Below are 13,630 nucleotides of genomic sequence, written 5' to 3'. Positions count from 1 at the left end.
TCGGCGGTGCACGGGAAAATTGCGGAGAGACGCTGGAATGGTGAATTCGGGCGCAACCCGGACCTTACGTTGAGTCGGAACTGACTCTACGAGACTCGCGTTCTGATTCGCGGCTGGGCGATTCCTCGCGCAGCACGAGTCCAGTCAGTCCGGTTCAGGAGCGTACAATGCCGCGGCCAGGTCGTGCGTATTGGAAGGGATTTTTGCGTCTTTCGCTGGTGTCCATTCCTGTTGAAGTCTTCAGCGCGGTGGACAGCTCCGCCACGGTCACCCTCAACCAGATCCACAAGCCATCCGGAAAGCGCGTGAACTATACCAAGACCGTGAAGGGCATTGGCCCCATCGAGTCCGCCGATATCGTGAAGGGCTTTGAGGTGGACAAGGACGTCTACGTCACGATCGAGGACGAAGAGATTGACGCCATCAAGGTTGAATCGCGCCGCACGCTGGACCTCCAGCAGTTCATCGATGTGGAGGAAATCGACCCGCGCTACTTCGAGAAACCGTTCTACGTGGTTCCGGCGGATGAGCACGCGGCCGAAGGCTATCTCGTGATCCGCGAGGCCCTGCGGGACATGAAAAAGCTGGGCGTGGGCCAGATCACCATGTCAGGCCGGGAGCATGTTGTGGCCGTGGGCCCGGTCGAGAAGGGGCTGGTCATGGAAGTGCTGCGCTACGCCAATGAAGTGCGCTCGCCCAAGCCCTATTTCAGTGATCTGCCGCAGCTTCAGCTGGACAAGGAAATGGTGGCGCTGGCGCGGGAATTGATCAGCAAGAAGGCCGCGCCCTTCGAGCCAGCCAAATTTCATGACAGCTACGCCGATGCGATGCGGGAGCTTATTGCCGTCAAGTCAAAGGGCAAGCGTATCACCGCCAAGCCCTCGGCCCCCGCGGGGGAGGGCAAGGTGGTGGACCTGCTGGACGCGCTGCGCAAAAGCCTTAAATCCGGGGCACCCGCAGCCACGCCGGTGAAGCGTGGCCGCGCGGCCCAGAAGAAGGCGTCCTGAAGGTCAGGCTTTCGGCACCCATTGCACCGGCTTCACTGCAGCGTGCGTGCGCGCCGCCTCATAAGCGGCCTCGACCAGCGCATAGGTCTTGAGGTTGTCCTCACCCGATGTATCCGCCGGTATGCCGTCCCGGGACCGCTCGAACATGTGGCGGTTGGTGTGGAGCACCGCCTCCTGGGAGACGTGCCAGGGCCGGCTTGTCCAGTGCAGCAGAGGGCCTCCCACATTGTCCTCGAAACTTAAGCCCTGCGTGGTCACGATCAGCTTCTCGCCCTTGGTGAGGATGACGGAGCCGCCGTCGCCTTCGATTTCGAGCATGGTCTCGGGGAAGGGGTCGTCCCGGCGCTTGGCGCCATAACTCGCCTCGACGATTGAGACCGCACCAGAGGAATGGCGCATCAGGATGCTGGCCGTATCTTCCGCCCGGATCTTCGGATTGCGCTTCTGCGTCTCGCAGGACAGGTGGGAAACTTCGCCCAGGAAATAGCGCGCGAGATCGAGGATGTGGATGCCCACATCCTGAATCACCAGCTTTTCCTCTTCGGCGAGATAGGGCTGGCCGCGATAGACGTCAAAGCCGGTGCGCCATGAAAGCCTGGCCCAGTTGGGCGTGCCGATGGTGCCCTGGTCGAGGATCTTCTTCACCGCGCGCATAGCGGAAGCGAAGCGGAAATTCTCATGCACCGCAAGCCATGCCCCGTGTTTGCGCGCCGTCTCGACGATCTCCACGCACTCATCCCACGTGGGTGCGAAGGGCTTCTGCACCACCGCAGCAATGCCGCGCTTGGCGGCAATCGCGGCCAGCGCCTTGTGCGTGTCCATGCGGGTGGCGATATCGAGAAGGCCAATGTCCACGGCATCGAGCATCTGCTCCATGTCTGTGAAATGGGGAACGCCAAAGGTCTTGCCCGCGGCTTCGGCCTTGGCGGGATCGCGGTCACATACGGCGGAGAGAATGGCGCCCTCCGGCCTGAGGTCCGCCCAGGCGTTCAGGTGATTTTGCGCGTAGAAGCCGCATCCCACCATGCCTATGGCCACCGTTTTCCCCATTTGCCGCCTCCGTCTTCTCTGATCAACTTTGATGTGACGTGAGTTTGCGGGCAGCGCCTTGCGAAATCAATGGGGGCAGGGAGAAGCAGCAAAAGCCCCATGCGTGAGCATGGGGCTCTTCGGGGTTTCGTGCGGGAAGCTTAGAACTCTTCCCAGCCCGCATCGCCTGAGTCAGACTTTGGGGATCCGCCGCCTGATGCCGCCACTTTCGATTTGCGCGGCGGTGCGGGTGCGCGCGGCGCCGGGCGGTGGCTCTCGCGGGCTTCCTCGGCATGCGCGATGATGGCGCTGGCAGCAGTGGTGAAGCGTGAGACGATCTGCGCCAGCTCGCCCGATTGCTGGGTCAGCGTGCGGGTGGCGGCGGTTGCTTCTTCCACCATCGCGGCGTTCTGCTGTGTCACCTGGTCCATCTGGTCGACGGCGGTGTTCACCTCCTGAAGGCCCGTTGCCTGCTGTTCGGCACTGCGGGCGATCTCGTTGACGATGCCGTTGATGTCGTTCACCCGGTCGATGATCTGGCGGAGCGACGTGCCGGTGTCGGCGACCAGCTGCACGCCCTCCTGCACCTGGTGGCGCGAGGTGGAGAGAATGCCCTTGATCTCCTTCGCGGCCTCCGCGGAGCGCTGAGCGAGTGCGCGCACTTCCGAGGCAACCACTGCGAAGCCACGCCCCGCATCGCCAGCGCGCGCTGCTTCCACACCGGCGTTCAGCGCCAGCAGATTGGTCTGGAAGGCGATCTCGTCGATGACCCCGATGATCTGGGTGATCTCCTGGGAGGATTTCTCGATCCCCTGCATCGCCTCCACGGCGCGCTTCACGACGACGCCGCTCTTGTCCGCGTCTTCCTTGGCCGCCGTCACCATGTTGCGGGCATGTTGCGCGCCTTCCGCGGTCTTCTTCACCGTCGAGGTGATTTCAGCCACGGCCGCCGCAGTTTCTTCGAGATTGGCGGCCTGGTTCTCGGTGCGGCGCGACAGGTTGTCGGAGGCCTGTGCGATTTCCTCTGTGCCGGACTTGATGCCGAAGGAGCCGCGCTTCACCGAATTGATGGTGTCGGTCAGGCTGTCAGCCGCGGAGTTGAAATACTGCCGCAGCCTGTCCAGCGCATCGGGGAAAGGCGTGTCGATGCGGAAGGTGAGGTTCCCCTTGGCGAGGTTTTCAAGCCCCTGGCCCAGCACGGTGATGATGTGGTTCGAGTTCTCGTCATTGCGCCGGTTCTGCACCGCCTGATCCTTGAACACCGCAAGCGAGCGCGCCATCTGGCCCACTTCGTCGCCACGTTCGGCATAGGGCACGTCCTCGTCCAGGTGGCCACCGGCCAGTCTCGCCATGGTGCTCGACATCGTGGTGATTGCGCGGATCACGAACTGGTGCGCGCCGATCAGCATGATCATGATGATGAGGACGATGCCGATGTTGAAGCCCGTCACCAGGTTGAGGTCGGTGCCGGACTGCGCGATGCTTGCCTTTTCAATTGCGCCGGCAGTTGCCGCAAGCTTTTCGGCCCGCTCCGTCATGTAGACGCCAAAACTGATGAAGTCATGGCTCATGGTCTTTGAAAGACTGTCGATCGCCGCGGCGTCTCCGCGCTGGAAAGCAGGAATGATGCGATTTCGGAAATCGGACCAGAACTGCATATTGCGGCGCTCAATCTCCGTGCTGAGGGTGCTCCACTCCTCGTTGGACATGAGCCCCAGGGCCTCCATGTGTTCCTTCCAATAGGCGAGGCGCAGCTTGTAGTCGGATTCCAACCGGTCGAGGCGTGGGTTGAGACTCTGCAGAAGCTCCGGTTCATCTTCCAGGATATGCATGTAAGAAAAGGCCTCCGCCGGGTAGAGCGGCGGCGGCAGAATGTCGGCAATCAGGTCCTTGCCGCCGATGATCCGGTCATAATTGGCGCTTCCGATCCTGATTTCGCTGATGGAGCTGTAAGTCTGCAGCCCGAGGAAGGCCAGGAGCCCCGTGATCACGAGTCCGAAGATGATCATCAGCCGCTGAATGGTGAAGAGGCTTTTCTTCATATGCTGTCCGCCATGTCTGTTCTTGCGTTAAGGGTTGGTTAGGGTTTCAGAGAGCTTCGCCCGGCGGTGGCCGCAAGGCGTCAAGATAGGTATTGAGACGGGTCATCGGCTGTCCGCCGGATTGGAATTCGACGCCGTAGCGCGGCGGAGCTGCCCAGCGCACGATGCCGGGAATGCTGCCGAGCTGATCATGCTCGATGGTCAGCTTGTCGCCCGGCCGCAACGCCAGGATGATGTCGGCCGCGAAGCCCGCACCTTCTGCGGAAATATCGCGTAGACGGGCGCGGCCCACGCCATTGCCGGTGATGAGGCGCACGGCCAGATCACAGGAACGGCGTTCCGACCGCCGGCGCATCAGCGGTGCGGGGCTGGTCTCCTCAATGTCCCTCCTCATGAGTTCGGCATGCACGCATGTCCTCGGCTGGGTCGGGTTGCCGACGCTATGCCAGCAACGTTGCCTCAAGCTTGAGCCGGTCCGTGGGACGTGGCGGCGCTTATGGCGTTGGAGCGTTCGCTCCGCACACGGAGGAGTTGACACTCGGAGCATCTGGGAAAACGTCACCAGGCGTCAGACGCTCTCTGGCCATGCGGGTTTGGCGATTCACCTGGGACAGGGCAGCTGCGCGCGCAGGGTGCAAGGCTGGGGTTGGTTGGCCGTGGAAACGGCTGCCGCAGTGTCCTTCATGAGGCGTGTTTGATCATGGTTGAGGTTCAGTCGCCAATGAGGAGAAAACTCAACCAATGCAGGAAATCTTGTCAAAGCACGAAGCTTTGGATTGCGCGTCAAGCCACAGAAAAGAAAAGGGTTTTCACGCAAATGAAGGACCAGCAGCGGTGGAGTCCGCCAACGGGCTGGGGGCAGTCCGCTGCGCCGGCGGAAACGCCTTGTTCATGATAACGCCAGCTGATGTTAAACCCTCTTGGAGCGTCGTAAACTTTCGGGTAACACTTCCGGCATGTATCGCTCGGGCGCAGTTGCAGTGGGTTGTTTCCTGTCCGTGGCACTTTGTGGTGCCGCGCAGGCAGGCGAGGTGTTGACCAGCGGAGCTGCCGCTTTCGATCTGGCAGCGCTTCAGCCGTTGATACCTCTCAGCGATGAAGCCATCCTCACCTCGGATGAAGTCCAGAGAATCACCAAGCAGGACAAACTGCAGATCATCCCGGCCTCCTACACTGACCCCGTTCGGCCAGAACGCACCAATTCGCCCGCCGCGAACTTCATCAATGCCCTGGATTATAACCTCCAGCACATCGACGTGTCGCAATATGGCGACTACAGCTTCCAGACCTTCTGGGACCAGTCGAAATCCGTGAAGTGGGATCTGCTGGCGCTTTACGGCGGCGTCACCGTGTTCGGAATCAAGAACTGGGAATGGGGCTCTTCGGGCTACCACTTCCAGAGTGAAGGCTGGTTCGGCGAAGACACGAAATATGGCGGCATGGACAAGCTGGGCCATGCCTATACCGGCTATGTGATCTCGCAATATTTCACCCAGCGCATTGCCCACTCGGTGGACGATCCCAAGAACGCCGCTCTCACCGGTGCCCTTCTCGGCATGGGCTTCCAGACCTACATCGAGTTCTTTGATGGTTTCGCCGGCAAACACGGCTTCTCTTATGAAGACCTGATCGCGGATGGCGTGGGCGCCACCTTCTCATTCTTGCGCAACACCGTTCCGGGGCTCGCGGACAAGCTGGATTACCGCATGGAATATTGGGGCGCCTCGGACTACCATGAGTGGGGCCCTGCCACCGATTACGACGGCCAGAAATACCTCCTCGCGCTGAAGCTTTCCGGCTTTGACAAGCTGGAGGATACGCCGCTCCGCTTCGTGGAACTACAGGCCGGCTACTACACTGAGGGCTTCACGGACGAAACCCGCGCCAAGGACGTGGATCCGAAGCGCGTGCCCTATCTGGCCATCGGCCTCAACCTGAATGAGTTGCTGGGCGAAGCGCCGGACGTGCGGAACACCATGCCGGGCGAAGCGGCAAGCACGCTTCTCGAATACTGGCAGCCGCCCTATACCTACGCCGCCACGTCCTATCATAACTAACCGGCTCCGCCCCGTTCCACCGCGCACGCAGCTATGCTAATGCTGGCATATATTGCCGCGGAGAGTGCAACGTGCTTCGCCATGAAACCCGCAACGTGAATTCCGGCCGCCCAGCAAGGCGCCCGGCACCGCCCCTCATGCCGTGGACGGTCCGCCGCGCCCTGCTCGAAGCTGCAATGCCGGTGGACCTCAAGGTGCGGCAGGTGCTGCTCCATGCCGGAGATCCGGGTGACGGCTGCTATTTCCTGCGCGATGGCGTGGTGAAGGCTGCGGTCATCGCCAAAGACGGGCAGGAGCGGTTGCTCGCGGTGCTGGGCCCCGGCGCTCTCATCGGGGAGCTTTCCCTGTTCGACGATCAGCCGCGCTCGGCCACCATCTCCGCGCTGAAGCCGTGCCACTTGCTCCACATGTCCAAGGGCGCCTTCTTCCGCCTGGCGGACGCCAACCCGATGGTCTACCGGGAGGCGCTGAAAATCCTCACCCGCAGGCTGCGCCAGACGAATGATTCCGTGGTGGCGCAGGGCACCGTCACCGTGGCGGGCCGGGTGGCGCGGGCTTTCGCTTCCCTCGCACAGGGATTGGGCGAAGCGCGCGCCAATGGCACCGTCCTGCTTCCCAACAAGATCACTCAGAACGATATTGCCGGCATGGCAGGCGTTGCGCGTGAAAACGCCAGCCGCGCCATCAATGATTTGCTGCGGGACGGCATCCTCGCGCGTGAAGGCAGCTTCTACCTGATCGCGCGCCCCGATGAACTGGCGGATATGGCCGAGATCTGACTTTCGATCAGCCGGTCCACCAGCACCTCCATGTCTGAGGCTTCCGCATTGGCGAAAGCGATTCGCAGGTAAGCCTCCTGGCCCGGCCCGAATATGGAGCCCGGCAGGCATAGAAGGTCGTGCTCGCCCGCCAGCCGCATGGCCACGGCCTTGGCCGTTTCATCCGTGAACGGATGTTTTACATAGGCGAACAAAGCGCCTGAGCTGACCAGCTCGTAGCGAAGCCCCGTCCGCCCGAAGGCCTGCCGGAGCGCGGAAAGGCGGCCATGCATATTCGCAATCTTCTCCGCCTTCCAGTCTTCAAGCGAGGTGAGCGCGAACAGCGCCGCCCGCTGTGAGAGATGCGCGGTACAGATCGCCAGGCAATCCATGATCTTCTCGATCTCCGCCAGAATGCGGGTGGACGCGGTGATGGAGCCTACGCGATAACCCGTCATCGCATAGGCCTTGGAGAAGCTGTAGAGGTGAATAAAGCAATCCTCCCAGCCCGGTGTTGAGAAGATCGCATGTGCGGGTGCTGCACCTGCACGAAAATCCTTGTAGGTTTCGTCGATCACCAGCGCAATTCCGCGTGCCCGCGCCACCTCGAAGAAGCCCTGCAGCACCTCCGGCGAATAAATCGCACCTGTCGGGTTGTTGGGGGTGCACAGCACGATGGCGCGGGTGTTGGCATCAATGAGCTTCAACGCCTCCTGCGGGTCGGGCGCTCCAATTCCAGAGATGTAGCGCGCCTCGACGCCCAGCATGCCGAGCCACATGGTGTGATTGAAGAAATAGGGCACCGGCACGATCACATTGTCGCCAGCCTTGGCAATCGCCATGATCGAGGCCGCAAAGGCCTGGTTGCAGCCTGCCGTGACGCAGACATTCTCCGCTGCAATCTTTCCCCGGTAGTCCGCTGAGAGATGCGCGGCAATCGCGGCCCGCAATTCGGCAATGCCGTAGATGTCGGTATAAAGGCCGATGCCCGGTTCATGCGCCAGCCGCGCGACTTCCTCGTCCAGCGCGTCCGCGGCAGACCAGCTCGGCACCGCCTGGCAAAGATTAAGGAGCTTGCGGTTCCGGAGCCCCGGCCTCACCCAGCCCTGCGCCTCGATGATGGGAGGTGCTTCGATCCGGCTGATGGCGGGATTGACGGCATATGTCATGATGGGGCACCAACGGATTTGAATCGAAACTGCGGTTGCGCCGGAAGATGCCGGGCACCGCCAGGAGGTGCAAGCATGAAAGCAATCCGGATCACGGAGACGGGCGGCCCCGACGTCATGAAGCTCGTGGACGTGGAGGTGGGCGCTCCTGGCCCAGGAGAGGTGCGCGTGCGCCACACGGCAATCGGCCTCAATTACATCGACACCTATCACCGCTCGGGCCTCTATGCCTTGCCGCTTCCCTCCGGGCTTGGCCTCGAGGCGGCGGGAATCGTGGAGGAGGTGGGGCAGGGGGTGACGCGTTTGCAGCCGGGAGACCGGATTGCCTATGGTACGGGCCCCATTGGCGCCTATTCGGACGTGCGCATTCTTCCCGCAGGCCGCTTGACCAAACTTCCCGCCGCGATTGCAGACGAAACGGCGGCCGGCATGATGCTGAAGGGCATGACGGTTCGCTATCTGCTGCGCGCCACCTACAAGGTGCAGCCGGGCGAGACGATCCTGCTGCATGCAGCGGCAGGTGGCGTTGGCCTCATCCTCAGCCAATGGGCCAAGGCGCTGGGTGCCACGGTGATCGGCACCGTGGGCTCAGAGCAGAAGATGGCGATTGCCCGCGCCCATGGCTGTGACCATGTCATCAATTCCTCTACGGAAGATACGGTTGCCCGCGTGAAGGAATTGACCGGCGGCAAGGGCGTTCCCGTCGTTTATGACGGTGTGGGCCAGGCGACGCTCATGACCTCCCTCGACTGCCTTGAGCCGCGCGGGCTTCTGGTTAGTTTCGGCAATGCCTCGGGCCCCGTGAAGAATTTTGATCTGGGCCTCCTCTCGGCCCGCGGCTCGCTCTATATCACCAGGCCCACGCTCAACACCTTCACGGCCTCTGATGAAGACCTGCGTGAAACCGCGAGCGATCTGGTCAGCATCGTGGAAAGCGGCAAGGTGAAGATCCCCGTCAACCAGCATTATGCGCTGTCGGAGGTGGTGCAGGCCCACCGCGATCTCGAAAGCCGTAAGACGACGGGCACCACGGTCTTGATCCCATGATGGGAAGCCGGTCCCAGCACCTGCGTGAGGCGCTGCGGCAGGTTGATGATGCGATGGCCCGTGGCGATCTCGCCGCGGCGGAATCTCTGGCACGGCGCATCGTGGCGGGAAACCCGCTTGCGGCACCGGCGCAATTTTCGTTGGGAATTGCTGTTCAGGCGTCTGGGCGATTCGAGCAGGCGGAACCGCATCTGGCCCGCGCTGTAACGCTCGACGGGCAGAACACCAACTACCGCCTCAATTACGGCCTTTGCCTTCTCAGCATGGGCCGCGTGCCCGAAGCTGCCGTCCAATATGGCAAGGCCCGCGAGATCGCGCCGAAGAGCTTTGAAACCGCCTGGCGCTACGGCTCATTTCAATCCCGCATTGGCCATATGGAGGAGGCATTGGCCAGTCTCGAGCAGGCGCTCGCCAAAGCCCCGGAGCAGGCCAGGCCCGCAATCAGGCTGGACATGCTGGAATGCTTGTTGTCCCTCGGGCGGATCGAGGATGCGGAGCAACTCATTGCGCGCCATCTTGAGTCAACGCCTTTCCGTGCGCGCTATGTGTGCCTGCTTTCAAGCACGCGCAAACATGATGCAGACTCGATGATGTTCCGAATGGTCGAGCAGGAACTCGCCAGCAGCCGCCTGTCTTCCCTGGACCGCAGTGACCTGATGATCAGGCGCGGCGTGATGCTGCAGAACAGCCGCCGTTTCGATGAGGCTTTTGACAGCTTCGTGGCGGGAAAGAAGCTGCTGAAAGCTCCTTCCGTGACGGCCGCCTTCACGCGCGAGGTTGAGCAGCGCATCGCGCGTTTCGATCGCGATAGCATGGAGCAGCTGCAGGCGCGCTATGGCCGCAGCGAATACGCACCAATTTTCGTGCTGGGCCTGCCACGGTCAGGCACCACGCTGGCCGCGCAAATCATCTCCGCGCACAGCCGCGCCGGCAATGCGGGCGAACTTGAAACCATGACCTATGTGGCCGCGAAATTCTCAGGCATGGCAAGTGAAGAAGCAGCGTCTGCGCTCGCAACGCTATATGAGAAGACATTGCGATACGTCGTTCCGGACAAGGAACTGGCAGTTGACAAGATGCCGCTCAATTTCCGCTTCATCGCAGAGGCCGCGATCCTCTTTCCCAAGGCACGCTTCGTTCATTGCACAAGGCATGCGGCGGATACCTTCATTTCAGCCCTTCAGACGGAAATGAACGCCGCACATTCCTATAGCTACGATCCGGCGGATTATGCTGCTTATCATAAGCAATATCGTCGCCTCATGGAGCATTGGGGCCAGGTCCTGCCGGGCCGCGTGTTCGATCTCTCCTATGAGCGCCTGGTGATCGAGCCGGAGCCCACGATCAACGCTTTGCTTGATTATCTGGGCCTCGATCCGGAAGAGGCGTGTTTCCACCCGGAGCGCAACAAGGGCGCGGTTGCCACCTTCAGCCGGTTGCAGGTCAGGTTAGGAATAAATACGGGTTCCGTGGCACGCTGGAAACCCTATGAACGCCACCTCGGGCCCATTCTGGCGGAAAGCGAAAGCTAGAGCATCGTGCAGTCACGCGCGATCACTGAGACTACACCCTAACCGTTCCGTCACCCCAGCGAAGGCTGGGGTCCCGCTTTGTGTCAGCGCGTGCGGCAAGCAAAGCGGGATGCCAGCCTTCGCTGGCATGACGGTGCGAGTTGGAAGCCGATCTCAGCTAACCCTGCGCCGATTTACACCCCATTCATTCCGTCACCCCAGCGAAGGCTGGGGTCCCGCTTTATATCGGCATGTGCGCAAGCAAAGCGGGATGCCGGCCCGCGCTGGCAAGACGGTGCGAGATGCCCCGCTCGAGCGCACCATCTGACCAGGCTCAGGACGAGCAGTTGCCGCCTGCGCCGCTGGCGATTGCCTTCCACTGCGACGAACAGGCAACCGTGCTGCACAGGAAGCCCGCCAGTGTGCGGGACGGAACGGCATGGGCGAGATTCAGCGGCTGGCCGGCATTGTCATAGAGCGTGCTCACCACCATGCCCACGAGGTCCCCGCGGGAATCGAACAGCGGGCCGCCGGATTCGCCCTTCTGAGTCGAAAGCCTGAGGACCATCGCGTCGGGATAGCCGAATTTGGCATCGGGCCCGGCATAATGAACTGTCTGGCCGAAGCTTGCCGATTCGAACTCGCCGAGTCGCGCTGTGTCCCCCTGCGCATGAGGGCGGCCCAGGGAATAGACGAAGGATCCCTTGGCGAGGCATTTGTTGTCACCGGGTGTGACCGCCTTGCCGGAGAAGCCGCGCAGCTTCACGATGGCCATGTCATTGTCGGGCCGGATGGCGATCACATCGCCTGAATAGACACGCCCATTGGCGGCCTTGGCGGACACCGTATTGCCGATGCGCTTGCCCACATGGGCGGCGGTCATCACATAGCCCGCGTTATCGACCACGAAACCGCTGCCGGAGGTGATCGGCGTTCCTTTTCGGGTTTCTTTCGCCACAATGTCGGCCGCGGCTGTCTGAGAGACGATGAGCGTCACATAAGAGGGGCCGGAGCGGCGCACCAGGCTCGTCACCTGTTCGGTGCTGGCAACAGCTTCACCAGGCGGCACGGATGTCTGCTGCACGTTGAAATTGCGGCTTTCAAGATCGACGCTTGAGGTCGATTCGCAAGCGGCAAGCAACAGGCCAAGGCAGGCGAGTGAAATGAGCGGGCGAAAGGGAGGCAACATCTGTCTCTCGTGTAGTCCTGCCTCATAGCACAAAATCGGGCCACAGAATGGCCCGGATTCCCCAATTTCCGAAAAAGAAGCAGGGCAGGGTGCTCGGCATGTGCGCTATGCAAAAAAACGGCCCGCCGAAGCGGGCCGTTCTCCAAGATCGTTTGCAGGGAAAGACTTAGAAGCGCCAGACCGATACGAGGTCGACAGTCCAGTTGTCACGATCGACGTTGAGCTTGTCCTTGTAGGTATAGGACTCAGAGTAGTTGGCGTTGCTCGTACGCTGGAAGTCCCAGGACTGGGTATACCATTCGCCTTCGAGACCGATCGTGAGCTGATCGACGGGCGTGTAGTACAAGCCGCCGAGGAACGCGTAGGTGTCGTAGTCGAAGCCGTCATACTTCCAGGTCGTGGTCTTGTAGCTGTCGCCTTCGCGATGCTTGTAACCAGCACCGGCTTCAGCATGGACCGTGTCAGACAGGTTGGCAGAAGCCAAGCCGGACACGCCCCACCACTTGTTGTTCACACCGAAGTTGTTGTCGATGTTGCCGGTCTGGTCGTTGACCGTCTGGTAGGGGCCTTCACCCAAGGCGGCTGCGAGCGAGATGCTGGCAATGTCGCCGAGGTTGAAGCCGACGCCTGCGCCGATCTGCCAGAGATTGTCGACGCTGGCATCATAGATCTGATTGCCGTTGACGTCGAAGCGGTCGTAGTCGTCGCTGTTGACGGCGCGATACACACCCGAGATTTCGCCCGAGAACGAGTCGCCCGAGTACTTGATCTCACCGGCAACGCCGAGGTTGTCGCCGTTGAGGTCGCCACCGGAGGTGCTGGCGTCTTCGATCGCAACAGCTGCGCTGAAGGGACCGGAAGCATAGGACAGACGCATCTGGGTGGTGTCACCCGGATCGAAGCCCACGTCGGCATTGTCGGTGTAGTAGCAGCTGCAGGCGCCATCATAGCCGTAGCCGATGTTGCCGAGCGTGCCAGCGTAACCGCCGCCAAGCGTCAGTTCCGGGGTCATCGCCCAGTAGCCCCAAGCCGTCTTGACGTAGACGTCGGAGGAGCCGTTGCCGTCCATGTCGGCGCGCAGCTTCAACTCGACGCCGACTTCGCCAACGGCGGTGTCGGTGGTGGCGACAACGCGGAGCTGGCCACGAGCCTTCACATCCCAATCGTCCGTGTCGTCGCTGGCCTTGGCAGAGGTGTACTTATAGTAGCTGCTACCGCTGCTGTTGTACTTAGAATAGCGCGAGACCTTTGCTGAATCATCGTTGCCGTTGTAAATGATCGCGGCGCGGACGTAGCCAGACCACGAAATCGTGGTGCCGGCCGGTGCATCAGCCGTCGGCAGGACGCTGATGATCGTGGCATTGTCGCCCTGCGTGAAGCGCTCACGGTGGGACTGGTCAAGGCCGGGGATCTGGAGGGCATCGCCCTTGGAGACCGCAAGCAGCTTGTAGCCGGCCGGAACCGCGGGAGCGGTTTCCATGGCGGCGACGCGGGCGTTGAGGACCTCCATCTGGGCCTTCAGGTCCTGCAGTTCGTCGGCGTGGGCGGCAGCACCGGTTACGGCAACCGCCGCACCAGCCAGAAGCGCCATCTTGATTGACTTCATTTCTTGTTCTCCCAAGTCTCTTGGAGTTGAGGAGCCCCCCATCCCCTGCAAACGGTTTTCGGGAAGGCCATGCACGAACGGGTCGGGCACTGACGTTGTTTTGCCGTTGAATTCGATTGCGGGTCAATTCGGGAAGCATCGATTGAGAACGTTTGCGGCTGATATGTGACCAAGTTGCCACACTTAAGGCGGGCACTGGGACGCTTCCAATCAAC

General features: G+C 61.5%; 11 protein-coding genes. 5 read left to right on the top strand and 6 right to left on the bottom strand.

All coding sequences use genetic code 11. The features are described from left to right. Positions 1-167 precede the first annotated feature (167 nt). Entirely contained in the window at positions 168-1,007 is an 840-nt protein-coding gene (locus ACO06F_RS03940) for a Ku protein (protein ID WP_421695390.1), read from the top strand. Positions 1,008-1,010: 3 nt separating this feature from the next. On the opposite strand, the gene ACO06F_RS03935 is transcribed toward ACO06F_RS03940, so the two are convergent. The 3 genes from ACO06F_RS03935 to ACO06F_RS03925 form a co-directional block, all read right to left on the bottom strand. Further along, entirely contained in the window at positions 1,011-2,057 is a 1,047-nt protein-coding gene (locus tag ACO06F_RS03935; RefSeq protein ID WP_421695389.1) for a Gfo/Idh/MocA family protein, read from the bottom strand. Between the two features lie 140 nt (positions 2,058-2,197). Then, positions 2,198-4,078, bottom strand: a complete 1,881-nt coding sequence (locus tag ACO06F_RS03930) for a methyl-accepting chemotaxis protein (protein WP_421695388.1) — start codon at positions 4,076-4,078, stop codon at positions 2,198-2,200. Between the two features lie 46 nt (positions 4,079-4,124). Continuing rightward, positions 4,125-4,472 (bottom strand): PilZ domain-containing protein, encoded by a 348-nt coding sequence (locus tag ACO06F_RS03925; RefSeq protein WP_421695387.1) that lies wholly within the window; start codon positions 4,470-4,472, stop codon positions 4,125-4,127. 640 nt (positions 4,473-5,112) lie between these two features. On the opposite strand from ACO06F_RS03925, the gene ACO06F_RS03920 reads away from it, so the two are divergent. Then, the gene (locus ACO06F_RS03920; RefSeq protein ID WP_421695386.1) at positions 5,113-6,135 is read left to right on the top strand and encodes a DUF2279 domain-containing protein; all 1,023 of its coding nucleotides are present in this window, start codon (positions 5,113-5,115) and stop codon (positions 6,133-6,135) included. 71 nt (positions 6,136-6,206) lie between these two features. Next, positions 6,207-6,914, top strand: a complete 708-nt coding sequence (locus ACO06F_RS03915) for a Crp/Fnr family transcriptional regulator (protein WP_421695385.1) — start codon at positions 6,207-6,209, stop codon at positions 6,912-6,914. Here the strand turns inward: ACO06F_RS03915 and ACO06F_RS03910 are convergent. After that, positions 6,866-8,062, bottom strand: a complete 1,197-nt coding sequence (locus tag ACO06F_RS03910) for an aminotransferase (RefSeq protein WP_421695384.1) — start codon at positions 8,060-8,062, stop codon at positions 6,866-6,868. The genes ACO06F_RS03915 and ACO06F_RS03910 overlap by 49 nt on opposite strands. A gap of 75 nt (positions 8,063-8,137) precedes the next feature. Between ACO06F_RS03910 and ACO06F_RS03905 the strand changes: the two genes are divergently transcribed. Together ACO06F_RS03905 and ACO06F_RS03900 are read left to right on the top strand one after the other, a co-directional pair. Beyond that, on the top strand, positions 8,138-9,109 hold the full coding sequence (locus ACO06F_RS03905) for a quinone oxidoreductase family protein (RefSeq protein WP_421695383.1): 972 nt from the start codon (positions 8,138-8,140) through the stop codon (positions 9,107-9,109). Continuing rightward, positions 9,106-10,641: a tetratricopeptide repeat-containing sulfotransferase family protein gene (locus ACO06F_RS03900; protein WP_421695382.1), complete on the top strand. Its 1,536-nt coding sequence runs from the start codon at positions 9,106-9,108 to the stop codon at positions 10,639-10,641. Before ACO06F_RS03905 ends, ACO06F_RS03900 begins: the two co-directional genes overlap by 4 nt. Before the next feature lie 313 nt (positions 10,642-10,954). Here ACO06F_RS03900 and ACO06F_RS03895 read toward each other — a convergent pair whose 3' ends face one another. Both ACO06F_RS03895 and ACO06F_RS03890 read right to left on the bottom strand, forming a co-directional pair. After that, on the bottom strand, positions 10,955-11,809 hold the full coding sequence (locus ACO06F_RS03895) for a S1 family peptidase (protein ID WP_421695381.1): 855 nt from the start codon (positions 11,807-11,809) through the stop codon (positions 10,955-10,957). A 166-nt stretch (positions 11,810-11,975) separates the two neighbouring features. After that, the gene (locus ACO06F_RS03890; protein WP_421695380.1) at positions 11,976-13,415 is read right to left on the bottom strand and encodes a hypothetical protein; all 1,440 of its coding nucleotides are present in this window, start codon (positions 13,413-13,415) and stop codon (positions 11,976-11,978) included. Positions 13,416-13,630 lie beyond the last annotated feature (215 nt).

Source organism: Aestuariivirga sp., from assembly GCF_965227715.1.
GTDB lineage: Bacteria > Pseudomonadota > Alphaproteobacteria > Rhizobiales > Aestuariivirgaceae > Aestuariivirga.
Note: the sequence above shows the minus strand (reverse complement) of the source record. Positions and strands in the feature narration are given on the sequence as shown.